General features: G+C 71.7%; 27 protein-coding genes and 1 pseudogene. 7 read left to right on the forward strand and 21 right to left on the reverse strand.

Annotation, left to right across the window (positions count from 1 at the left end; all coding sequences use genetic code 11):
- Nucleotides 1-31: 31 nt before the first annotated feature.
- The 5 genes from OG624_RS03205 to OG624_RS03225 all read right to left on the reverse strand — a co-directional run bounded on the left by OG624_RS03205 (nt 32) and on the right by OG624_RS03225 (nt 5415).
- On the reverse strand, nt 32-484 hold the full coding sequence (locus OG624_RS03205; RefSeq protein WP_033221413.1) for a response regulator: 453 nt from the start codon (nt 482-484) through the stop codon (nt 32-34).
- Between the two features lie 5 nt (nt 485-489).
- Nucleotides 490-2052, reverse strand: coding sequence for a sensor histidine kinase (locus OG624_RS03210; protein WP_371640824.1), 1563 nt, complete (start codon nt 2050-2052; stop codon nt 490-492).
- A 104-nt stretch (nt 2053-2156) separates the two neighbouring features.
- Nucleotides 2157-3449: a PP2C family protein-serine/threonine phosphatase gene (locus OG624_RS03215; RefSeq protein ID WP_078909343.1), complete on the reverse strand. Its 1293-nt coding sequence runs from the start codon at nt 3447-3449 to the stop codon at nt 2157-2159.
- A gap of 193 nt (nt 3450-3642) precedes the next feature.
- The gene (locus tag OG624_RS03220) at nt 3643-4200 is read right to left on the reverse strand and encodes a MarR family winged helix-turn-helix transcriptional regulator (protein ID WP_033221191.1); all 558 of its coding nucleotides are present in this window, start codon (nt 4198-4200) and stop codon (nt 3643-3645) included.
- Between the two features lie 45 nt (nt 4201-4245).
- The gene (locus tag OG624_RS03225) at nt 4246-5415 is read right to left on the reverse strand and encodes a PP2C family protein-serine/threonine phosphatase (protein ID WP_033221193.1); all 1170 of its coding nucleotides are present in this window, start codon (nt 5413-5415) and stop codon (nt 4246-4248) included.
- Nucleotides 5416-5516: 101 nt separating this feature from the next.
- Between OG624_RS03225 and OG624_RS03230 the strand changes: the two genes are divergently transcribed.
- Both OG624_RS03230 and OG624_RS03235 read left to right on the forward strand, forming a co-directional pair.
- Nucleotides 5517-6017, forward strand: coding sequence for a MarR family winged helix-turn-helix transcriptional regulator (locus tag OG624_RS03230; RefSeq protein ID WP_033221195.1), 501 nt, complete (start codon nt 5517-5519; stop codon nt 6015-6017).
- 128 nt (nt 6018-6145) lie between these two features.
- Nucleotides 6146-8539, forward strand: a complete 2394-nt coding sequence (locus tag OG624_RS03235; protein ID WP_371639035.1) for a bifunctional serine/threonine-protein kinase/ABC transporter substrate-binding protein — start codon at nt 6146-6148, stop codon at nt 8537-8539.
- 16 nt (nt 8540-8555) lie between these two features.
- Here the strand turns inward: OG624_RS03235 and OG624_RS03240 are convergent, their stop codons facing one another.
- The 8 genes from OG624_RS03240 to OG624_RS03275 all read right to left on the reverse strand — a co-directional run bounded on the left by OG624_RS03240 (nt 8556) and on the right by OG624_RS03275 (nt 14499).
- Complete coding sequence (locus OG624_RS03240; protein ID WP_371639036.1) at nt 8556-8819, reverse strand: hypothetical protein; 264 nt, start codon at nt 8817-8819, stop codon at nt 8556-8558.
- 6 nt (nt 8820-8825) lie between these two features.
- Nucleotides 8826-8990, reverse strand: a complete 165-nt coding sequence (locus OG624_RS03245; protein WP_371639037.1) for a hypothetical protein — start codon at nt 8988-8990, stop codon at nt 8826-8828.
- 170 nt (nt 8991-9160) lie between these two features.
- Nucleotides 9161-9502: an STAS domain-containing protein gene (locus OG624_RS03250; protein ID WP_161297321.1), complete on the reverse strand. Its 342-nt coding sequence runs from the start codon at nt 9500-9502 to the stop codon at nt 9161-9163.
- Between the two features lie 11 nt (nt 9503-9513).
- Complete coding sequence (locus OG624_RS03255) at nt 9514-10773, reverse strand: PP2C family protein-serine/threonine phosphatase (RefSeq protein WP_033221199.1); 1260 nt, start codon at nt 10771-10773, stop codon at nt 9514-9516.
- Nucleotides 10770-11582, reverse strand: coding sequence for an alpha/beta fold hydrolase (locus tag OG624_RS03260; RefSeq protein ID WP_352163758.1), 813 nt, complete (start codon nt 11580-11582; stop codon nt 10770-10772). Before OG624_RS03260 ends, OG624_RS03255 begins: the two co-directional genes overlap by 4 nt.
- Before the next feature lie 148 nt (nt 11583-11730).
- Complete coding sequence (locus OG624_RS03265) at nt 11731-12381, reverse strand: fasciclin domain-containing protein (RefSeq protein WP_033221201.1); 651 nt, start codon at nt 12379-12381, stop codon at nt 11731-11733.
- A gap of 115 nt (nt 12382-12496) precedes the next feature.
- Nucleotides 12497-14116, reverse strand: coding sequence for a molybdopterin-dependent oxidoreductase (locus OG624_RS03270; protein ID WP_371639038.1), 1620 nt, complete (start codon nt 14114-14116; stop codon nt 12497-12499).
- A 143-nt stretch (nt 14117-14259) separates the two neighbouring features.
- Entirely contained in the window at nt 14260-14499 is a 240-nt protein-coding gene (locus tag OG624_RS03275; protein WP_033221208.1) for a chaplin, read from the reverse strand.
- 308 nt (nt 14500-14807) lie between these two features.
- Here OG624_RS03275 and OG624_RS03280 point away from each other — a divergent pair, with 308 nt between their 5' ends.
- A complete protein-coding gene (locus OG624_RS03280; RefSeq protein WP_352163697.1) occupies nt 14808-15227 on the forward strand; it encodes a hypothetical protein in 420 nt (139 codons plus the stop codon).
- Nucleotides 15228-15322: 95 nt separating this feature from the next.
- On the opposite strand, the gene OG624_RS03285 is transcribed toward OG624_RS03280, so the two are convergent.
- On the reverse strand, nt 15323-15565 hold the full coding sequence (locus OG624_RS03285) for a hypothetical protein (protein ID WP_033221212.1): 243 nt from the start codon (nt 15563-15565) through the stop codon (nt 15323-15325).
- Nucleotides 15566-15663: 98 nt separating this feature from the next.
- Here OG624_RS03285 and OG624_RS03290 point away from each other — a divergent pair, with 98 nt between their 5' ends.
- Together OG624_RS03290 and OG624_RS03295 are read left to right on the forward strand one after the other, a co-directional pair.
- Nucleotides 15664-16035 (forward strand): VOC family protein, encoded by a 372-nt coding sequence (locus OG624_RS03290; protein ID WP_033221213.1) that lies wholly within the window; start codon nt 15664-15666, stop codon nt 16033-16035.
- Nucleotides 16036-16081: 46 nt separating this feature from the next.
- Entirely contained in the window at nt 16082-16552 is a 471-nt protein-coding gene (locus OG624_RS03295; protein ID WP_033221215.1) for a VOC family protein, read from the forward strand.
- A gap of 81 nt (nt 16553-16633) precedes the next feature.
- Here the strand turns inward: OG624_RS03295 and OG624_RS03300 are convergent, their stop codons facing one another.
- The 4 genes from OG624_RS03300 to OG624_RS03315 form a co-directional block, all read right to left on the reverse strand.
- Complete coding sequence (locus OG624_RS03300; protein WP_051763332.1) at nt 16634-17137, reverse strand: hypothetical protein; 504 nt, start codon at nt 17135-17137, stop codon at nt 16634-16636.
- Nucleotides 17138-17446: 309 nt separating this feature from the next.
- On the reverse strand, nt 17447-17644 hold the full coding sequence (locus tag OG624_RS03305) for a CsbD family protein (RefSeq protein WP_033221216.1): 198 nt from the start codon (nt 17642-17644) through the stop codon (nt 17447-17449).
- Nucleotides 17645-17906: 262 nt separating this feature from the next.
- On the reverse strand, nt 17907-18368 hold the full coding sequence (locus tag OG624_RS03310; RefSeq protein ID WP_033221217.1) for a DUF5709 domain-containing protein: 462 nt from the start codon (nt 18366-18368) through the stop codon (nt 17907-17909).
- Between the two features lie 161 nt (nt 18369-18529).
- The gene (locus tag OG624_RS03315; protein ID WP_033221219.1) at nt 18530-18844 is read right to left on the reverse strand and encodes a hypothetical protein; all 315 of its coding nucleotides are present in this window, start codon (nt 18842-18844) and stop codon (nt 18530-18532) included.
- A 157-nt stretch (nt 18845-19001) separates the two neighbouring features.
- Between OG624_RS03315 and OG624_RS03320 the strand changes: the two genes are divergently transcribed.
- Together OG624_RS03320 and OG624_RS03325 are read left to right on the forward strand one after the other, a co-directional pair.
- On the forward strand, nt 19002-19187 hold the full coding sequence (locus OG624_RS03320; RefSeq protein ID WP_033221221.1) for a hypothetical protein: 186 nt from the start codon (nt 19002-19004) through the stop codon (nt 19185-19187).
- A gap of 134 nt (nt 19188-19321) precedes the next feature.
- On the forward strand, nt 19322-19678 hold the full coding sequence (locus OG624_RS03325) for an anti-sigma factor antagonist (protein ID WP_051763333.1): 357 nt from the start codon (nt 19322-19324) through the stop codon (nt 19676-19678).
- A gap of 156 nt (nt 19679-19834) precedes the next feature.
- On the opposite strand, the pseudogene OG624_RS03330 reads toward OG624_RS03325, so the two are convergent.
- From OG624_RS03330 to OG624_RS03340, 3 genes and pseudogenes are all read right to left on the reverse strand, one after another.
- Nucleotides 19835-20255: pseudogene (locus tag OG624_RS03330) on the reverse strand (iron-containing redox enzyme family protein); the annotation flags it as partial.
- Nucleotides 20256-20509: 254 nt separating this feature from the next.
- A complete protein-coding gene (locus OG624_RS03335) occupies nt 20510-21061 on the reverse strand; it encodes a methyltransferase (RefSeq protein WP_371640825.1) in 552 nt (183 codons plus the stop codon).
- On the reverse strand, nt 21058-21336 hold the full coding sequence (locus tag OG624_RS03340) for a hypothetical protein (RefSeq protein WP_371639040.1): 279 nt from the start codon (nt 21334-21336) through the stop codon (nt 21058-21060). The genes OG624_RS03335 and OG624_RS03340 overlap by 4 nt, the downstream gene beginning before the upstream one ends.
- Nucleotides 21337-21392 lie beyond the last annotated feature (56 nt).

Raw genomic sequence — 21392 nt, forward strand, 5'->3', positions numbered from 1 at the left:
GCTCGCGGCGCGTCGCCTGTGTGTCCGGTCCTCACCGTGTACGGGGCAGCTTGACGACGGTGATGAAGAAGTCGTCGATCTGCTGGATCGCCCTGACGAACTGGTCGAGGTCCACCGGCTTCGTCACGTAGGCGTTCGCGTGCAGCTTGTAGCTGCGCAGGATGTCTTCCTCGGCGGCCGAGGTGGTGAGCACGACCACCGGGATGTGGCTCAGGTCCGGGTCCTTCTTGATCTGTTCGAGCACCTGCCGACCGTCGTACTTGGGCAGGTTCAGGTCGAGCAGGATCAGGTCGGGGCGGGGCGCGTTCGTGTGCTCGCCCCGACGGTAGAGGAAGTCCAGCGCCTCCAGGCCGTCGCGCACCACGTGCAGCACGTTCCCGATCTTGTTGTCCTCGAAGGCCTCGCGGGTCATCAGCTCGTCGCCGGCGTCGTCCTCGACGAGCAGGACTTCGGCGGGGGCGACCTGAGACCGGTCGGTGGACATGCTCATCAGCGGTTTCCTTCGGTGGATACGGGGAGCGGCGTGCTGTCCGCGGTGTCTGCGGGTTCCGCATCGTCCGTGGTGTCCGCGGTGTCCGCGGCGCCGGGCAGGGTGAAGACGATCCGGGTGCCCCCGGTGTGGGCGGTGTCGATCCGGATGTGGCCGCCCGCGTGCTCGACGATCTTCTTGCAGAGCGAGAGGCCGATTCCCGTTCCGCCGTACGTCTCCCGGGCGTGCAGCCGTTGGAAGATGACGAAGACCTTCTCGGCGAACTCGGCCGGAACACCGATGCCGTTGTCCGTGACGGCGAAGGTCCGGAAGCCCGGTTCCGCGGCGGGATCGTCGACCTCCGTGACCTCGACGCGCGGAAGGCGGTCGGGCGAGCGGAACTTGACGGCGTTGCCGATCAGGTTCTGCCAGAGCATCGTCAGGAGCGTGGGGTCGCCCACCACGTCCGGGAGGCGCTCGGGCCGGGTGACCTCGGCGCCGCTCTCCTCCACGGCGGTGGCCAGGTTGCGCAACGCCCGGTCCAGGGTGCCGTCCAGCGCGACCGTCTCGCGCGCGTCCTGGACCCGCCCCACCCGGGAGAAGGTCAGCAGGTCGTTGATGAGCACCTGCATGCGCTTGGCGCCGTCCACGGCGAAGTTGATGTACTGGGTACCTCGGGCGTCGAGCTGGTCTCCGTAGCGCTTCTCCAGCAGCTGGCAGAAGGAGGCGACCTTGCGCAGCGGTTCCTGGAGGTCGTGCGAGGCCACGTACGCGAACTGCTCCAACTCGGCGTTGGAGCGGCGCAGCTCCGCCGCCTGCGCGTCGAGTTCGGCGGCCGTCCGGTCGAGTCGCTCGGCGGTGCGACGTGACGCCTTCAGCTCGGCGACGGTCCGGTGCCTCATGGCTTCCACCGCGCGCGCCAGGGCCCGTAGGTCGGCGGGGCCCCGCAGGGGGATCTCCTCCTCGAAGGCTCCGTCCGCGACGCGCTGCGAGGCGGTCCGCACCAGGCCCAACGGCCTCAGCACTCCCACGTGGAGCAGCACCGCGAGACAGCCGCCGGCCAGCAGGAAGGCAACGATGATGGCCAGGAGGATGTGGTCGCGCTGTGTGCGCGCCTCGCCGAAGGTGGTGCGCGCTTCGGACTGGATGCGGTCCAGGCGTGCTTGTTGCGCGGCGATCCGCCGACGGACCTCGTCGAAGCGGTCCTTGCCGGCCTGGAGCGAGGGCGGCGGGCTGCCGCTGTCCACGGAAGCGATGGCGGGGATCGCGAACTCGTCGCGCCAGACCCGGGCGGCCTCCTCCACGGCCGCCAGGTCCCCGCGTACCCCGGTCTCGTCGTCGAGGACCGTCGCCAGGCGCTCGGTGGCCTTGCGCTCGTTGACCAGGCCGCGTTCGTACGGCTCCAGCAGCGCGCGTTCGTCGACCAGCAGGTAGCCGCGGACGCCCGTCTCCTGGTCCAGGAGGGCCGTCTCCAGGCGGAGCGCGTCCCGCTGGGCGGGCAGGATCCCGTCGACGAGGCGGTTTCCGGCCGTGGTCGTGTGCGACAGGAGGGCGGCTCCGACGGCGCCCGTGCCGACGATCATGAGGGCCAGCACGGCCAGCACGGTGGTCAGCCAGCCCTGCAGACTGGGGACGCGGCGGTCCGGGGCCCGCACTCGGGAGTTCGCTGCCTGCTGTGCGGGGGAGGTCACGTGGGGGTGTTCCATTCGAGGTGGAGTACGGCGACGTCGTCGGCCAGGCCGCCCCAGTCCGCGGCGAGGCCCTGCGCCGCGTGGATGAGGGAGTCGACGAAGGGTTCGGCGGGCAGGTCGGTGTGCTTGCGGGCGATCTCCAGGAGACCGGCTTCGTCGAGGCGGTCGGAGCCGGGTCCGATGCGCCCTTCGATCAGTCCGTCGGTGAACAGCATCACGGCGCCACCGGCTTCCACCGGGACCTCGGTGACGGGCCAGCCCGCGCCCCATCCGGGCAGGATCCCCAGCGCGGGCCCGCCGGGCACCGTCCGAAGCTCCACGCCGGCCGCCGAGCGGACCAGGAAGCCGGGGTGCCCCGCACGCTGCACGGAGACGGCGCGGCTGCCGGGAGCGCGGGTGAGGGAGACCAGGGTGGCGAAGATCTCCGGGCCGGACCGCTCCGCCAGCAGGATCTGCTCCAGCAGCCCGAGCAGTTCGGCGTCGCGGGCCCCGGCCATCACGAAGGCGCGCCAGGCCACGCGCAGGCACACGCCGAGCGCCGCCTCGCTCGGACCGTGGCCGGACACGTCTCCCACGACGGCGTGCGTGGACCCGTCGGAGGTCTGGACGACGTCGTAGAAGTCCCCGCCCAGCAAGGTCTGGGCGCGTCCGGGGTGGTAGCGGGCGCAGACGGAGACGGCGTCGGCCGGGTCGCCCCGCAGCAGCGGCGTCGGCAGCAGACCGCGCTCGAGGCGCGCGTTCTCCTCGGCCCGCAGTCGGCCGGCTTCCAGGGCGACCGCCGCGAGTTCGGTTCGCTTGCGCTGGATCGCGTACCGGATGGCCCGCATGAAGACGTCGGGCTCCAGACGCCCCTTGACCAGGTAGTCCTGTGCCCCGGCCGCGACGGCGCTCAACCCCGCCCGTTCCTCCGACAGCCCGGTCAGGACGACCACGGCGGCCTCGGCGGACACGGCCAGGACCTTCTTCAGGCCGTCCAGACCCTGGGCGTCGGGCAGGTTCAGGTCGAGCAGGACGCACTCGGGGGCTTCGTCCGCCAGCATGTCCAGGGCCTCGGCGAGGGAGGCGGCGCGGCCGAGGCGGACATCGATCCCGCTGTCTTCCACGAGCTCCTCGACGAGCACGGCGTCGCCCTCGTCGTCCTCGATGAGCAGGACGTACGGTGGTACGCCGTTCCACAGGGCCAGGGAATCGTCCGGTTCCGCGGCGGAGGCCTGCCGGGGGTTCGCAGCCTGCTGAGATGGCGTGCGGGGCGCTGGGGGTCGGGCCCCCAGCCCGAGAGTGCTCGCCATGGCGTCGCGTCTGTCCCTTCTTCACCGCTGGAGGCGGACGCCCGACGGACGCCTGGTTGCGCGGGGCAAGCGTAGAATGATCATTTGCCGTAAGGCAATGTTTTACGAACTCAATGATTGTGCCGTACGGGCGGACGTGGATCGGACCCCGCCCCGGGAACGGCTCGTTTCAGGTGCTGTTTCACGCGCTGTTTCAGGCGCTGTCCGCGATCCGCGCGATCGTCCGCGCCGCACCGGTGTCTCCTGGCGAGCCGGCGCCCTCGGCCTGATCGTCGGAGGTGTCCGCGGGGCGACCGGACGGCAGCAGGCCGTCGGCGGCCTCTCGGAATGCCGCCAGACCTGACATCAGCGCGTCCACCGCTTCCGGTGCCATCCGGGCGAGGACCGCCGAGAACGCCCGGGCCCGGATCGCCCGCCGCTCCTCCAGCAGCGCCCGCGCCCGAGGGGTGAGGCGCAGCTCCACCTCGCGCCGGCTGCTCGGGTGCGGCGAGCGGGTCAGCAGTCCCAGGGCCTCCAGCCGGTCGCAGAGCCGGGTGACGGACGGCGGGCGGGAGCCGAGCACGTCACCCAGGGCCCGCAGGTTGATGCCCTCGGCTGCCTCCACCGCGATCAGCGCCCGCAGCTGCGACGGGGAAACGGCCGGATCCGCGCCGTCCTGGCCGTGGGCGTGCAGTACCGCGAGGAGTTCCGCCGCGCCGCCGAGGGCCGCGGCCGGGTCCTCGTGCGCACCGGGTCGACCGGGACGGGGCATACCACCACTGTGCCACCCTCCCGTTCGGCCGGCGCCGAGACACCCCTACTCCGCGCCGGGTCGGCCGTGCCAGTCGAGACAGACGACCATGGCGTCGTCCGCGGCTTCGATGCCGCCCCGGTGCGCGGCCAGCTCCTCCAGCAAGGCCCGGGGTACCTGCGAGGACGGCAGCAGTCTGGTGTTCATCACGGCCCGGGCCAGCGCGTGCAGGCTGTAGGGATCACCGGCCGGGGACAGGACGTCGTAGACGCCGTCGCTCAGGAAGAACAACCGGTCCCCCGGCAGTACGCGGAAGCGCTGGACGGTGTAGACCGTGTCCTCGAACATGCCGAGCGGCAGCTGGGCTTCGAGTACGACCTGCTCCACCACTCCCCCGCGCAGGCGCCACAGCCGGGGGGATCCGGCGTCGATGACGTCGACCTCGCCGGTGTCCAGGCTGAAGCGGAGCAGCAGCATCGCCAGGTGCAGCCGTCCCTGGTACTGGCCGTACAGGGCCTGGTCCGCCAGGGAGGCCTGATCGGCGAGGTCGAGGCCGGACCGTCGGGCGTTGCGCAGGGCGCTGACGGCGAGGCTGGTCAGCAGGGCCGCGTCGATGCCCTCACCCATGCCGTTGTTGACGGTCAACGTCAGGTGGTCGGCGGAGGCCGACCAGTCGAAGCAGTCACCGAAGATGCCGTACGCGGGCTCCAGCTGGCCGCCGAGGTCGTACTCGGGGCGGGAGCAGGAGCGCCCGGGCAGGAGCTGCCACTGCATCTCGGCGGCCAGAGTGAGCCGTCTGGCCCGTCGGGCCATGAGAAAGAGGTCGGTGTCACGGTCGGCGACGAGGATCTCGTGGGCCAGGGCGTCCGCCACGTCCCGCAACGGGCCGAGGAGTCCGGGACCGTACGCGCCCGCCGCGTAGCGCACGCTCAGGACTCCCAGGCGGTCGCCGCGCACGCTCACCGGGAGGTGGACGATGACTCCGTCCTCCTCGGTCACCACGTGCGGCTCCTGCGCACCGAAGGCCCGGCCCTCCGGACCGTTGTAGGCCGACACGGACTCCGCGGTGAAGGGGTGCGCGGTGACGGGTTGGAGCCGGGCCGCGGCGTAGTCCGCCATCAGCAGCTCGGCGCTCCGTGCCCCGTGCTCGCGGGACAGGACGTCGCGGACCGTCTCGAACAGCCTGTGCGGGGCCGCGTCCCGCAGCGCGCGCTCCACTGCGTTGCCTTCAGTCACCGGTCCGGTACCTGCCTCTTTCGTCGACTGCCAAAATGGGGGCCCAGAAGCCGCCGGTTCGCCGGCGAAGGGCAGCCCGTGGGCCCGGTAGGGAGTGTCACATGAGCAAGCGGGAGAGCGGCTCCAGGCGACCCGTACGGTCGGCGGTGGCGGAAATGAGTGAGCTGATCGAGCTGTTGGAAGTCGTCTGGGAGCGGGGCCGCGACACGGTCAGCGCCCCTCCGGTCTCCTCCGCCCAGGCCAGGGTGCTGTTCCTGGTCGACGGGAACGGGGGGATGAACCTGAGGGAACTCGGCAGGCTGCTGGAGGCGGCCCCGCCGTCGGTCACCCGGCTCTGCGACCGCCTGCAGGCCGTCGGATTCCTCGAACGGCACCCCGGATCGGACGATCGGCGCGAGGTGCTCCTCCAGTTGACGCCCGCCGGCCGGACGTACCTCGAACGCCTGCGTGCACGGAGGCAGGAGGCGCTGGCCACGGCGATGGCCGCGATGCAGCCCGCTTCCCGTGCCGCGCTGGCGGTCGGCCTGGCCGACTTCTGCGCGGCGGTCGCCACCCCCCTGAGACTGCCGGCCCAGGAAGCCCTCACTCACCGGAGCGCCTGACCCCGGGCGGGGGCCGGGCGGGGCCGGGTGGGGAACCGCGCCGCGAGGGCGGGGTCCCTCGTCCCCACAAGCGTGATCAAGCCATGATTCCGTCACCCGACCGGCTCATCAGGACCTAGAGTGTGCGCGTGACCGAGCAGAATCCCGAACTCATCGCCGGCCGGTACCAACTGGTCGAACGCATCGGACAGGGCGGCATGGGCCGGGTCTGGCGCGGCCTTGACCAGCAGCTCTTCGGGCGCGAGGTCGCCGTCAAGGAGATTCTCTTCCCGCCGGGCATAGAAGACGGCGACCGCGCCGCGCTGCTCCGGCGGTTCACCGGCGAGGCCCGCGCGGCGGTCACTCTCAGCCACCCGGGAATCATCACCATCCATGATGTCGTGGAGCATCACGGGGCCCCCGTCATCGTCATGGAGTTGGTCCGCGGGGAGTCGCTGGCGGCCGCGATCCGCAGCCGGGGCCGGCTGCCCGTGCAGCGGGTGGCCGAGATCGGCGCGGCGATGCTCGACGCGCTGGCCGAGGCGCACGCGGCGCGGATCATCCATCGGGACATCAAGCCGGACAACGTGCTCCTGACCAAGGACCGCGTCGTCCTCACCGACTTCGGCATCGCGCACCTCGCGGACGCCACGACCAAGCTGAGCCACAGCGGGATCGTCATCGGCACGCCTCAGTACATGCCGCCGGAGCAGCTCGAAGGCAAGCGCCCGACCCCCGCCAACGACCTGTGGGCGCTCGGGGCCACCCTCTATCACGCCGTCGAGGGACACCCGCCGTTCGATGTGGAGGGTCTTCACGCCCTCGCCGTGGCCGTCTTCACCCGCCCGCATCTGCCGCCGGTCCACGCGGGACCGCTGGCGCCCGTGCTGGACGCCCTCCTCACGAAGGATCCGGCGCAGCGCGTGGACGCCGCGGAAGCGGCGCGGATGCTGGCTTCGGTGCTGCGCCCCTCGACACCCCCGGCAGACCCGTCCACCGGGCACGGAGCGGGACACGAGACCGCGCCCACTCCCCCACCGGATCCGCGGGTGACCCCGGCACCGGCGCCCACACCGGCACCGGAAGCCGCGACGGAGCCGACGCGCCACACCCCCACGGTCCTGGACTCCGATTCCGACTCCGCCGCCGATTCCCCGCGGCGCCCCGTGCCGGACCGGCCGACGGTCCCGCCCGTACCCGTACCCCCGGTCGGGGACACCGGCACGCTCGGAACGTCGGCCACGGCCGAGCACGACGAGGGAACGTCGGCCCGTCCGCGCGCCCTGCCCCGGCGAGCCGTGATCCTGGGCGCGGCACTGGCCGTACTGGCCACGGGCTCCGTCCTGACCTGGAGCCTCACCCGTGACGATGACGCGCCCCACGGCGGCGGGACGGCCGGCAACGGCGCGGCGGGGTCCGCCGTCACCGTGGTGATCGGCGTGGACGCGCCGCTCAGCGGTGGGTTGTCCGCGATGGGCCTCGGTGTCAAGAACTCCGCCGACCTGGCGGTGAGGACCGCCAACGAAATCGGGCACGTCCCCGGCGTGCGCTTCGAGATCAAGGCCCTGGACGACGGCGCCGATCCCGCCAAGGGCGAGGCCAACGCCGCCCGGTTCGTGTCCGACGAGAAGGTGCTGGGCGTCGTCGGCCCCCTCAACTCCGGTGTCGCCAAGACCCTGGTGGCACCGCTCGCCCGGGCGAACATGGCCGTGGTGTCCCCGAGCAACACCGACCCCGTGCTGACGCTGGGCCCGGACTGGGCCGCGGGTACCACGTCCCGCCCCTACTCCACCTACTTCCGCACCGTCGCCACGGATGTCGTCCAGGGGCCGTTCGCCGCCCGGTACCTGCACGGCACCGCGAAGAAGTCCAAGGTCTACGTGGTGGACGACGCGAGCGCCCACGGCACCGCCCTCACCTCAGGCTTCACGCCCGAGTTCGCGAAGCTCGGCGGGACGGTCGTCGGTACCGAGCAGGTCGATCCCGCGGAACGCGCCTTCGCGGGCCTCGCCACGAGGGTGCGGTCCTCCGGAGCCGACGCCGTCTACTTCGGCGGCTACTACGACACCGCGGCCGTCCTCTCCCAGCAGTTGAAGCAGGCCGGGGTCGGCGTCCCCCTGATGGGCGGCGACGGCATCTACGACGCGCAGTACCTCACGACGAACCCGAAGGCCGAGGGCGACCTCGCGACCAACATCGGCGTCGCCGCGGAGGAATCGGCGGCCGGCCAGGACTTCCTCACCCGGTACCGGAAGGCGGACTACCCGGAGGCCGCCGGTTGGTACGGTCCCTACGCCTACGACGCGACCTGGACGCTGATCGAGGCCGTGAAGGCGGTCGTGACGGCCAACGGCGGCACCCTTCCCCCCGCCCCCGACACGCGGGCGAAGGTTCCGCAGGCCGTGACAGGAGTCGCCTTCGACGGTGTCACGGGCCGCGTGGCCTTCGACGGGAACGGCGACACGCTCGACCGCCGGCTCACCCTGTACTCGGTGAAGGACGGCAGGTGGGCCATGGTGACGAGCGGGACCGCCGCCCGCTGACGCCCCCCGGGGGCGGTCAGGAGAGCCGGCACGGGTGGAACCGGTGGGAGTGGATGTTTCCGAACGACGCGGGGATCCGGGCGATGCCCTGGCCCGGGCGGACGGTACGGCTCCGGCCCCGGTACTCGGTGCCGTTGTACACGGTGACGCACCGGCCCCACACCTCGCCGTTCCGGCGCCACGTCCCGGCACCGTTCCAGACCGACCCACCGCCGTTGAATCCGACGTACGCGGTCGTCTCCGGGTAGCGCGGCATGTCCTGTGCGACGAAACTCGCCACGCCCGTTTAGTCGGGGCCCGTCCAGCCGCACACCCAGCCCTGCGCACAGATCTCGGACGGGACGGGGAGGGCCGCCCGCGCCGGTGCGGCGGCAGGGGCGAGGGTGAAGGCGGCGCAAGCCGCACCGGCGACCACGACGGCGGCCAAGGCGTGGACGGTCACGGGGATCACGCCGCTCTCGCGAGGCGGCAGGCCGCGCGACGGCCTGCGGGGACCGTTCCATCGCACCCCCGTTCCCCCTTGATCGCACCACCGGAGACCGTGCGCGGTCTCGGTCGTAGCCGCCCGTGACCGACCGTCCGCGTCCTGTCGGCAACCTCCCGGCGGGTGCTCGGGCCCGTTCAGTCGGTTCGTGGTGTCCAGGCGGCTTCGGCCGCTTGTGCGGTGGGGTGCACGGGGAAGACCTGGTCGAGGCCGACGATGCGCAGGATCCGGACGACCCGTTCGGGAACCGCGGCCAGTGCGATCGACGCGCGGGCGGCGAGGGCGTGGTTACGGGCGGCGATCAGGACCGTGATGCCGCTGGAGTCGCAGAACGTGAGTCCTCCCAGGTCGATGACGAGCTGCCGGCCCTCTTCCACGGCCAGTTCGGAGAGCAGCCCGCGGACCTGGGCGGCGCTGTGGTGGTCGAGGTCGCCGGCGAGTTCGATGACGGGGCCGGCCGACGTGGTGCGGGTGCTCATGCTCAGCTGGGTCACTGCGGCCCTTCACGGTCGGGGTGGGAGGGCACGCTCACGGCCAGGACGGCGGTGTCGTCGTCGACCCCGGCGCCCAGGGTGGCGAGGAGGCCCCGGATCGAGGCGACGGTGTGCTCGGCGGTGGTGGGGGCCAGCTCGTGTCCGAGGTCGAGGAGGGCCTTGTCGCCGTAGCGGTCCTTGTCCGCTGTGGTGGTGTGGGCTTCGGTGAGCCCGTCCGTGTACAGGAGCAGGGTGTCGCCCGGGTCGAGGCGGAAGGTGGTGGTGGCGATGTGGGCGTCGGGCAGGACGCCGATGAGCTGTCCGCCGGGGGTGGGCAGGTAGTCGGCGGTCCCGTCCGCGCGCATCAGGAGCGCCGGCGGGTGGCCACCGCCGGCGAGGGTGATGTGGAAGCCGCCCCGGTCTTCGTCGGGGGTGAGGAGCCCGAAGACGACGGTGCAGAACCGCGGATCGTGTCCGTTGTACTCGTGGTGGAGGACCCTGTTGAGGTTGCCGAGGACGGCGGCCGGGTCGGGATCGTAGACGGCGGCGGCGCGCAGGGTGTAGCGGGCCAGCGAGGTGACGGCCGCGGCTGCCGCGCCCTTGCCGCAGACGTCGCCCAGGAACATGCCCCAGGTTCCGGCGGCCAGGGGGAACAGGTCGTAGAAGTCGCCGCCGACCTCGTCGGCCGAGGCGATGTGGTAGTGGGCGGCCACGTCCAGGCCCGGGACGTTCGCCAGGGTCGGGGGGAGCAGGGTCTGTTGGAGGGTGGCGGCCAGCTGCTGGAGGCGTTCGCGTTCGCGCTCCGATTCCCGTCGGGCCCGCAGCAACTCCTCCTCGTAGGCCCGGCGGTCGCGTGCGTCGAAGACGGTGGTGCGGATCAGCAGCGGCTCGCCGTCCCCACCGGTCTTGACCGTCGAGGTCACCAGTACCGGGATCCGTCGGCCGTCGGCCGCCTTCAGCTCCAGCGCGATGCCGCTGACCTCTCCCCGCATGCGCAGCAGCGGCGCGAAGTGCGTCTCGTGGTAGAGCCGTCCGCCGACGGTGAGGAGGTCGGAGAACCTCCTCGTGCCCACCAGGTCGGTGCGCCGGTAGCCCAGCCAGTTCAGCAGGGTGGTGTTGACCTTGGCGATCTGCCCGTCCAGCAGCGTGGAGAGGTATCCGCACGGGGCGTTCTCGTACAGGTCCTCGGCGCTGTCCTCCAGCAGGGCGGAGAACGCCCGGTCCTGGTCCGAACATCCCTCGGGGTCGGGGTGGTCCTGTTCCTCGGTCCGGCTCATCGGCGCAGGGCCAGCGTGAACGCGGTGATCGCTTCCGCGGTCTCCTCGGGGGCGCTGAGCTGGGGGCAGTGCCCGGTGGCGTCCAGGGTGACCAACTCGCTGCCCTGGATCCGGGCCTGGATGTAGGGGCCGACCTCCGGCGGGGCGATGGCGTCGCTGGAACACTGGGCGACCAGGGTGGGCACCGTCACCCGGTCGAGGTCGGGTCGGCTGTCGGTCAGGAACGTGACGCGGGCGAAGACGCGTTGGATCTCCGGATCGGTCGCGCAGAAGCTGTTCGTCAGTTCCTCGCCCAGCTCGGGACGGTCGGGGTTGCCCATGATGACCGGGGCCATGGCCCCCGACCAGCCGAGGTAGTTGGCGTCCAGGGACTGGAGCAGTTCCTCGATGTCCTCGGTGCTGAAGCCGCCCCGGTAGCCGGCGGCCGGATCGTCGATGAAGCACGGGGAGGGTGCGAGCAGCACCAGGCCCTCGAAGTACTCGGGATGGCGACCGGCGGCCAGGACGCCCATCATGGCGCTCACGGAGTGCCCGACGAACGTCACCGGCCCCAGATCCACCTCGCGGCAGATCTCCAGCACGTCCTCGACATAGCCGTCCAGGTCGGAGTACCGCTCCTTGTTCCACGCCGACAGGTCCGAGCGGCCCGCGCCCACGTGGTCGAAGAGCACCACCGTGAACGCGCGCTCCAGGGCCGGCAGCACCAGACGCCACATGTTCTGGTCGCACCCGAACCCGTGCGCCAGCATCAGCACCGGGCCGCCCGGCAGGCCGGACACCCGCACATGGTTCCTGCTTCGCACGGTCATACGCACGGTCATGCGGCTCATTTTCGCAGAGAACCGAGGGGGCTCCGCCGCGCTGCGGGCCTCGCCCCGGTCACCGGGTGCGGTGACCGGGGCGTCCGGTGTCCGGTCGTGGGAGTGTCGCGGCCGTGCGGCTACTCGGGCATCAGGGCTACTTGGGCATCAGCACGGTGTCGACGATGTAGACCGTGGCGTTGGCCGTGGGGACATTGCCGCAGACCACGGTGGAGGTGTCGTTGACCTTGTAGGACTCTCCGGAGCCGGCCGTGGTGATCCTGCCCTTCTCCAGGGTCTCGAAGGAGCCGTTCTCCAGCTGCTTCGGGGTGAGCTTCTGACCGACGACGTGGTAGGTGAGGATCTTGGTGAGCGTGGCCTTGTCGGCGAGGACCTTGTCCAGGTCGGCCTTCGGGATCTTGGCGAAGGCGTCATTGGTCGGGGCGAACACGGTGATGTTCGAAGCGTTGTTCAGGGTGTCGACCAGTCCGGCCTGCTTGACGGCCGCGACGAGGGTCGACAGGGCCGGGTTGTTCGAGGCGGCCGTGGCCACCGGGTCCTTGGCCATGCCGTCGAAGGAACCGGCCCCCTCCTTGGGCACACCCGCGCAGGCGGTGCCGAAGGGCTTGTCCATCGCGGTCGCGGGCTCGGACGAGCCCGTGGCCGGGTCGGATCCGTCCGCGCTCGCCGAGGCGGCGGGTGCGGCGTCCGAGGACTTGCCGTCCTCGGAGCAGGCGGTCAGTGCGAAGGGCAGAACGGCCGCGGTGGCGACGGCGAGGGCGGTACGACGGAAACGAAGGGCGTTCATGGTTTTCTCCATGGCGAATCGAGGTGTGTCGAGGGAAGAAACAGGGAGGAAAGGGACTCTTCGGGCTGTGCAGATGGGTCCGATGGTCCGGGTGGGTGAGGTGGTCCGGGGTAGGTCAGGTGGCGGTGACGAAGACGCTGTGCCGTCCGCTGGCCCCGTCGGGGATGGTCCGGGCGCGCTGATCGGTCTGCACCTGGCCGGTGCCGTCGGTCGCGCGCACGGTGAGGTTGTGGCCTCCGGGTGTCGTCTTCCAGGGGAAGGACCACTGGCGCCACGTGTCGGTGGTGGCCTGCTCGGCGAGCTCGGCCTCCTGCCAGGGGCCGTCGTCCACTCGGACCTCGACCCGCTGGATGCCACGGTGTTGGGCCCAGGCGACACCGGCGACCGTCACCGTGCCGGCGTTGGTCCGCGCGAACGGTTTGGGGGTGTCGATGCGGGCCTGGGTCTTGATGGGGGCCCTGCGGGCCCACCCGCGCTTGACCCAGTACGGGTCGTAGGAGTCGAAGGTGGTCAGCTCGATGTCCTGGATCCACTTGCAGGCCGAGACGTACCCGTACAGTCCCGGTACGACCATCCGTACGGGAAAGCCGTGGTCGAACGGCAGCGGTTCGCCGTTCATGCCCAGGGCGAGCAGCGCGTCGCGGCCGTCCATGACGTCCTCGACGGGTGAGCCCAGCGTCATGCCGTCGACGGAACGGGCCACCAACTGGTCCGCCCGGCCGCCTCGGGACGGGGGTGTGACGCCCGCCTCTTCGAGGAGGTCCGCGAGGCGGACCCCCAGCCACCGGGCGCTGCCGACGTAAGGGCCTCCCACTTCGTTGGACACGCAGGTCAGGGTGATGTCGCGTTCGATCAACGGCCGCCGGAGCAACTCCTGGTAGGTGTAGGTGCGCGGGCGGGTGACGCCCTTGCCGTGGATCCGCAACCGCCAGGTTCCCGCGTCCACCTTGGGCACCACGAGCGCGGTGTCCACCCGGTAGAAGTCCTTGTCGGGGGTGGTGAACGCGCTGATACCCGGGATACGGAGTACCGCGCGGGGCGGGACGGCAGCGGCCGGGGACGCGGGAGCGGGAAGCTTCACGGCTGCCCGTGAGGCGGCCGCGCCCTGGCCGGCGCGACCGGTCAGGGTCCGGCCGAGCACCCCGGCTCCGGTGGCGGCGACCGCCGTGACACCGGCGCCGATCAGGAACCCGCGCCGGTTCCAGCCGGTCGGCCCCACGGTGGGCCCGCCTTCGCCTGTGCCCTCGCCCTCGCCGTGCCCGGACGCCGCGGGGGCGACGGTCAGGTGGCCGACGAGCAGGTGGAGGACGGCCGCTCCCGCCACGGCTCCGAGCAGCGAAGGCAGTACGTCGCCCACACCGCCCGAGTCGGGCCGGGTGAGCGCCGCGACCGCGCCGACCGCGCCGAAGGCGAGCACGCCGGCCGCTCCCGTACGCCGGTGCCGCAGGGCGACCAGGCCCAGCAGCGCCGCCAGCACCCCGATGGTGGCCAGGATCCCCCACCGGAGGACCAACTTGTCGCTCTCGCCGAAGGTCCGGATCGCGTAGTCCTTCAGCCAGGCCGGTGTCCGGTCGATGGCGGCTCCACCGACCACGGTGACCGGCCCGGCCTGAGGCCGCACGAGGGAGGCGACCAGCTCACCCACGGCCAATGCCGTGAATCCGGCGAGCAGTCCGCTCGTCGCGGCGAGTGCGCCGCGTTCGATGGTCCTTCGATCGATCCTCACGCTGGGCATTCGGCACCCTCCGCACCCCGGATGGGTCACCTCACCCGATCAAGTGAAGATCGGTTTCTTGCTGACGTGGGAGGCCGGGCCCGGGCGGCCCGAAGGCCGGTCCTCCGCCGACAAGCGAGGACCGGCCTTCGGGGTGGCGCAGGTCAGGCGTTGACGCAGGTGTTGCCGAAGGCCGGGTTGAGCAGCCCGATGACGCTGACGGAGTTCCCGCACGCGTTGACCGGGATGTGGATCGGGACCTGGATCAGGTTGCCCGACAGCACGCCCGGCGACCCGATGGCAGCCCCCTGGGCCCCGGCGTCCGCCGAGGCCATCGACGCACCCCCGACCACGACGGCCCCGGCGGCCAGGACGAGAGCGGCGTTCTTCAGAACACGCGACATGAAGAGATCTCCTCGATCGGAACTCGACGGCATCCCCGGTACGGAGTTGCCGCGCGGCCCGGTGACCGGCCCGCACGCCCCATTCGTCATCGCGCGGTTCCCGGCTCGGTCGCGCGAGCCGTGTTCCCCCGAAGGAATGACCTGTGGGCCACTCGGCTCGAACACCCGAGCCTCCCCGGTCCGGGTGAGCGGTCAGGAAGGGTGCTTCCACCCGCGACTCGGGCGGTGCGCCCCGCCCGTCGCCGCCCGGCGGTCGCCGGGTGGAACCTGCCCGATCCGGGCGCGCGGCGCCTTCGTAGGGCGGTGGCATGCCCGATGCAACCCCCGCCGTCTCCGGCGGCCCCGAGGCCGCCGCGCCGCCGCTGACCGGTGCGCGCGCCAAGCTGTCGGCATCCACCGGCTCGCGCTGCTCTGCCTGTTCATCGCGGTCCTCGCCGGGCGGATCTTCCCGACCGACGACGACCCCGTGGAACTGCCGGGCCCGCTCGGCAGCCTGGCGCCGCTACCGTCGGATGCGGAGCGGAGTGCAACTGAGCCTGTGGTCGCTGGTCCGGCGGCTCGGCTGGGCCAAGCTGATCGTCGGACAGGCGGCGTGGTGCACGCTCGTCGCCGTGGTCGTCGTGACCGTGCCCCGCTTGGAACGGCTCGTCCCGCAGGTGCTGTTCTGGGTGGCCCTGGTACCGACCCGGCTCACCGTGTGGTCCGAACGCGCGGCGATCCGCGCCTGACCACACGACACGTGAACGAGCCACTTCGCACACGGCGCTCCGCCGAGCCCACCCTGGAGAGCCGAGGCGTCAGGACGACGCCGAAGCCGGCGCGCTCACGCCGGGGCGGTGGGGCGGCGGTACCCGAGCCGGCAGCGCGTCGCCCAGGAGCCGCCGGGCCGAAGGCGTTCACCGCTCGCGCGCGCGACCACCAGGTCACCGTCCTCGAAGCCGATCCGGTCGCCAACCGCCAAGCACAGGGGGCGTTCCAGCTCGAAGGCGTATCCGTCGTCGGTTTCGAGTTCGTTCATGAGCACCGCACGCGAGGCGGCGGTGGTCCCATCGGCGATCAGACGCATGCCCGCATGATCCCACGCGGCCGCTCGGCTTGTACGTCAACTTCGGCCCGGCCCGCTGCTGTTCGGCCCGCTCGCGGGCCGGTGGCAGAGTGAGCCGGATGATCGGACACCTGTACACCGTTGTCATCGACTGCCCCGACCCGGATGAACTCGCCGGTTTCTACGAGAAGCTGCTGTCGCTCACACGACAGGACGACACCGGCGACTTCGTCGTGCTCCAGAACGCGGCGGGCACCCCGGTGGTCCTCTTCCAGCGGGTGGAGGACTATCGCGCGCCGCGGTGGACGGATCCCGCACGTCCTCAGCAGATGCACCTCGACGTGATGGTCACGAACCTCGATACGGCAGAGGCCCAGGTGCTCGCCCTCGGCGCGAAGCTGCTGGACGGTTCGGACAAGCCGATCGGATACCGCGTCTACGAGGATCCCGTCGGCCATCCCTTCTGCCTGATCACCCCCGAGGGAGCCTGACCGTTCGAGAAGGACGCGATCGGCCCGGCTCGCTAGCATGCGACGCATGGCCATCAAACTTGAGAACGTCGGCATCGCCGTTCGCGACCTCGAAGCAACGGTCTCCTTCTTCACCGACCTCGGTCTCACGGTCGTGGGCCGTGACACGGTCAGTGGTGAGTGGACCGACACGGCCGTCGGTCTTGATGGCAATCACGCCAAGATCGCGATGCTCCAGACCCCGGACGGTCACGGTCGCCTCGAGCTCTTCGAGTACATCCACCCCGAAGCGATCGAGACACGGCCCACCCTTCCTCACGAGATCGGCATGCATCGCGTCGCCTTCTCGGTCGACGACATCGACCAGGCCCTTGAGACAGCCGCACGGCACGGATGTCATCCGCTGCGCGGTGTGGCGACCTACGAGGACGTCTACAAGCTGACGTACCTCCGCGGTCCCAGCGGCATCCTCGTGATGCTCGCCCAGGAGCTGAAGAAGGACGCCCCCTCGCGCGACGCTGCCGCCGGCGAGGGCTGAACGAGCACCCGGCGCGATCGGCGGAACGGCGGAACGGGGCGGGCGTCGGCCGGGCCGCTGAGCGGCCCGGCCTTCAGCGGATCAGGCGTGGACCGAAACCCATTCGGTGCACTTGCGCTCGCTGCCCTTCGCGATGCACCCGCGCAGCTTGTACGCGTGGCCCTCGGGCAGGTTGCCGGAGACGACCTTCATGTAGATCGCCTTGTGGCCGCGCGTGGAAGCGATGCGCCCGGTGCTCAGCTCGGCCTCGACGGCCCAACCGTCGGGGCTGATGTCCTTGGCGATCAGGGAGTCGCCCGGAATGTTGGGCGCGGGCTGCGGATCGGCGTTCCACCGGGCGAAGCCCATGTCGTGGCCGTCCGTGGGGCTGACGAGGTTCATCGTGAACGACCCGTCCCCCGACCTCGCGGCAACGCCCGAGATCCCGGTCCGGGACAGGGTGAAGTCGACGTCTGCCGAGAGGTCGCCCGAGAGGTCGCCCACCTCATCCGCGCCGGCGGTCGCGGCACCGGCCGTGAAGGCCACGCCGACGAAAAGGGCGGTCGTACCGAGGACCGCGCCGATGCGCTTGTGTATCGAACCCATGATTTCCTTTGTTCCCGCGCGCGACGGCACGCCGCCGCGCGCACGCTCTCCCGCCGGCCTCGAACATCGCCGACGGTCGGTCAACACCACTGTAACCAGAGCCTGTTGGAAAGCTACTGGCGGGTATCGATCGAACCGCCGTACTCGCCGAGCGACTTCGACGGCATCCAGGAACAAAGGGGGGTCGGGCTCCGGGAACATCGGCCGGCGCTCGACGCCGACCGTGACATGGGGCGGCCCCACGACGCCGAGGCGCCGGGGGCCGATCCTGCTTCGCCCGCGAGCCAGGTGGGTGCTCGCGGGGCGATGTCAGGTCTTGTCGCGCTTGTCGCGCAGGGAGTCCTGGATTCCGCGGGCGCGCTCCTCGGCCTCGCTCAGGGCTTCCTTCGACTTGCCCTTGGCCTGGTCCATCTTGCCCTCGGTCTTCATCCGGTCATTGCCGGTGACCTTGCCGACGGCCTCCTTGGCCTTGCCCTTGGCCTGATCCATCTTGCCCTTGTCTGCCATGGTGAACTCCTTGGTGTAGGAAATCCTGACGGGCCCCAAACTAGGCCGAAACAGACAAACGTGCGCGGCGAGATCGGCGATCACCCATGTCTTCGAGCCTCGGTGTCTGGGCCGCACGCGTGAACATCGGCGGTTCGCTGTCACAGTGGAGCCCGGGTCGCGGATCGGGCTGTTCGGCCCGGCCGGCAACGACCTCGGTTCCGACAGGCCGTCTGCCCCGTCGTCGTTCTCCCATGCGCAGGAGTTCGCCACCGCCCTCCCTCTAGGCCGTCTCTTCCTCGGGTTCCTCGATGAGATGCATGGCGGCTTCCTCGGCCGAGGCCGCGCCCGCGTCGATCCCCACGTCGCGCGCGAGGACGGAGTTCCCGTGGGGCGAGGCGGTGGCCGCGGCCAGCCGTCCGGCGCGCGGGCCGCACGCCTGCGCGTCCATGGGCTCGCCCTCGCCGTCCACCAGGTCCCCGATGCCGTCCCCCGCCGTGGGTTCCCCGTCGGGCTCTTCCCTGGCGAGGCGCTCGTCGAGGCTCTCCCCCCGGCGTTGCGCTTCACCCGTGGTGTCGTCCCCATGCCTCGTGTAGGGCCGCTCGGGCGGCGAGTATCCCTGGTCGAGCACGGCGTCCATGCCGGGCTCGCCGAGGCTGTCGTCCATGTCGGGCTGCAGTTCGGAGGGCTCGTCCTCCGGCTGAGGCTGGTAGACGTCGTCGCCGCGGGCACTGGTCTCGCTCATGATCCGTCCTCCTGCTCGTCCCTCTCGTCGCGGTAGCCGTCGGAAGCACCGCCTGCACTCCTGCCCCTCCCCAACGTACGACGATCACGCGGATCAGCGGCATCCAGTCCTTCTCGGACCCCCTGTCCTCCTGCCCGCGATGGCCCGGCGAGCACGCCGGATCAGTCGGATTCGCTCGCGAGGCGCAGGGCGAGGTCCTGCAGGATCTCCTGTGCCGACGCCTGTGACCCCGTTTGGTCGAAGGCGTCCGCGACCGCCTCGAAAGCGAGCACGAAGCCGCTGATCAGGGCGCTGAGCGGGCCGGACAGCTGATCCAGTACGGCGGACCCGACCTCTGCCGCATCGGCTTCCGCCGGCACCAGGAACTCCGCCGGTGTCACCTCGCCGAGCAGCGAGGAGACGTAGTCCGCGCCGATCCCGCTCCGCACCCCGGTCAGTGCCGCGATGGCCTTCAGCTTGATGTCGTTGTCGGTCATCCCGCGAGCGTACGGCGGAGCTCCCCGCGGGAGCCGCCGGCCGCAGGGCCCGGCCCGGCCAGGGCGCGCTCCGCGCGTGTCTCGACCGTGCGTGGCCGGGTAGGCGTACGGGAGAGGGAGCACGACACCCCCAGGCCGGTACGGAGGAGGTGCGCACATGAGCGCCGTGGGCGAGAACGACGAGCGGCCGCAGGTACGGCGGCCTCGGTTGCCGCACGAAGGTGGCACCGCGGACGAGCACGGAAGACGGCCCGGAGTCCCGTCCCGCACGGGCACCGGGGCGCAGCCGGCGGCGGACGCCGAGCGGGTGGGCAGGGCGGACGAGGAGGACGACCGGACCTGATAGCCGCAGGCGGTCCGCCGACCGCCCCGGCGGGCGTCTTCCGCACGTTCGGCCGTTCGTGCGCATGCAACCGCACGGTCAGGGCACGTGGCCGGTACACAAACAGTTGCGGTTCGTGTAGCGAAGGAGTGTCCGTGCTGCCCATCAAGGTGACCGACGACGGAGTACTGATCGTCCGACTGCAAGCCGACCTCGACATCGGCCGTCGGGCCGCGACGACGTGGACGATCGACGGCCTCCTGGCAGCCCACCGGTCCACGCCCGTGGTGCTCGAACTGTCCGACGCCGCACTGAGTCCGGCGGCCATGAGCATCGTCGTCAGGGCGGACCGCATGTGCCGCGAGGCGGGCACGGCGGCTGCCGTGGTCACCTCCTGCGCGCAAGCCCGTCGCACCCTCGGGACGGATGCCGGAGCGCCCGCGCCGGACGTCCACGCCACCGTCCCCCTGGCCGTCGCAGCCCTCGCCGCCACGCTCGGTTCGGTGGCGTAGCGGGCGGTACCGGAGGTCCACGCCGGCGTGGGCCGGTCGGTCGGTCGCTGCCTCCGACCACGGGCGGGCTCCTCGCGGAGCGCCGTCACGCCTGCGGCCGCAACGGGGTGCGCAGTGCGCTGCGGCCGTGGTCCCAGTTCTCTCGGATGTGGTGTGCGCGGACGTGACCTCCACGCACGCGAAGTGGCAGACGAGGACCCCCCGCAACTCCCGGTGCAGGCCGAGGTCGGCCATGAGGTCCGCGAAGAGCCGCGTGGGGACGCGGCCGGCGCGGCCGGCGCCGAACTCGTCGTACTCGATGGCCACCATGGCCGCCTCGACCGACCGTGGTGCGTCCGACAGTTCGCAGCGCAGGACGGGGCAGGAGGTGGTCCTCCATGGCCCCGCGCAGCCGCAGCAGGTCCGGATCCCATTCCCGGGCGTCGTCGACGCCGTCGAAGCCGCGGTGGTGCAGCTCGTAGAGGAGGTGGAGGGCGAGCTGGAGGCCCTCCCCGAAGGGGTCGGCGTTCCGTACGGCGTCGGTGGCGTGCGCCGGTGGGCCGCCCGACCGCAGGGCCCGGGTGACGCCCTCGGACAGTGCTCCGCGCCCGTCGACGAGCCGGGGCCGGTGGCTCGCTCCGACGCCGACTCGGGGGGTGGGAGCCGCTGCGAGGCGGCCGGTGGGGGCCCTCACGCGTCCTTGTCGTCGTGGGGTGGGGAGGGGGGTGAGCCGGCTCGCTCGCGTCGGCGGTGGCTGGTGTCGCACCAGGACCGGGCCCTGCGGGTCCACCGACACCCGGCGGGCCCGCTCCTGGGCGGGAGGCCCCGCACGGCGTGGTGGCGGGGCCTCCGTCACGGGTACCGGGCACGGATCACCACCAGTTCTTCCCACTGCTCGGCCTCGGCCACCCGGCCCTGCCGCTCCAGCCGGTCCCGCCGCGCACGCAGTACGGGCCCCCACGGCACGGACGCCCTTGCCGTCACCTCCGCCGCCAGGCCCTCTCCGGCCGGCCTTCGGACGGTCTGCTCCGCCCCGCACCGACCGGAGTGCCCTTGAGCAGGACGCCCCCGGGGTGCAGGAGGCGGGGTGCTCCCCCGCAGATCCGGATTCGATACGACCAGGTCGTAGCGGTGGTCGGCGGCACGCCCGGCGAAGTCACCGTGCACCACGCGCAGGGGAATCCGGCGGCGCGGCGCGTTCAGGCGACCGGTGAGCACGGCGAGCCAGGAGACGTCGACGGCCGTGACGTGCGCACCCGTGTCCGCGGACCGCAGGGCCGGCTCGCCCGTGCCCATGCCGATCTCCAGCACCTCGGAGGCCGGGCCGAGGTCCTCCTGGACGAGCGCCCGCGCCAGTAGTGCCGTATCCGCCTGCGGCCGGTAGACACCCGGCAGAGCGATCAGATCGCGTACGGCCCGCGCCGGCGGACCGTGGCCATGGTCGACAGGCTGCCGCTGCCCTCGGCGGGGCGTCGCCTACGGCACGACGGCACTCTTCGGAGGATGGAACGGAGCCTGCGCGGACGCGGCGGCAGCGTCGTCCCAGGGGGCGGGTGCTGTCGGCGTAGGGCGGGGCGGGCGTGGACGGCCGCGGTCAGGGCCAGGGCGAGGGCGGCTCCGGTGGACCGGGCCGCGACGAAGGCGAGCCGGTACGCCGCGCAGATGAAGGCCGGCACCACGAACGGGCCGAGGTCCCGTCGCCCGGGCAGGAGTTACTCCCTCCCGCCACTCTCAA

The sequence above is a fragment of the Streptomyces virginiae genome (genome assembly GCF_041432505.1).
GTDB classification, from domain to species: domain Bacteria; phylum Actinomycetota; class Actinomycetes; order Streptomycetales; family Streptomycetaceae; genus Streptomyces; species Streptomyces virginiae_A.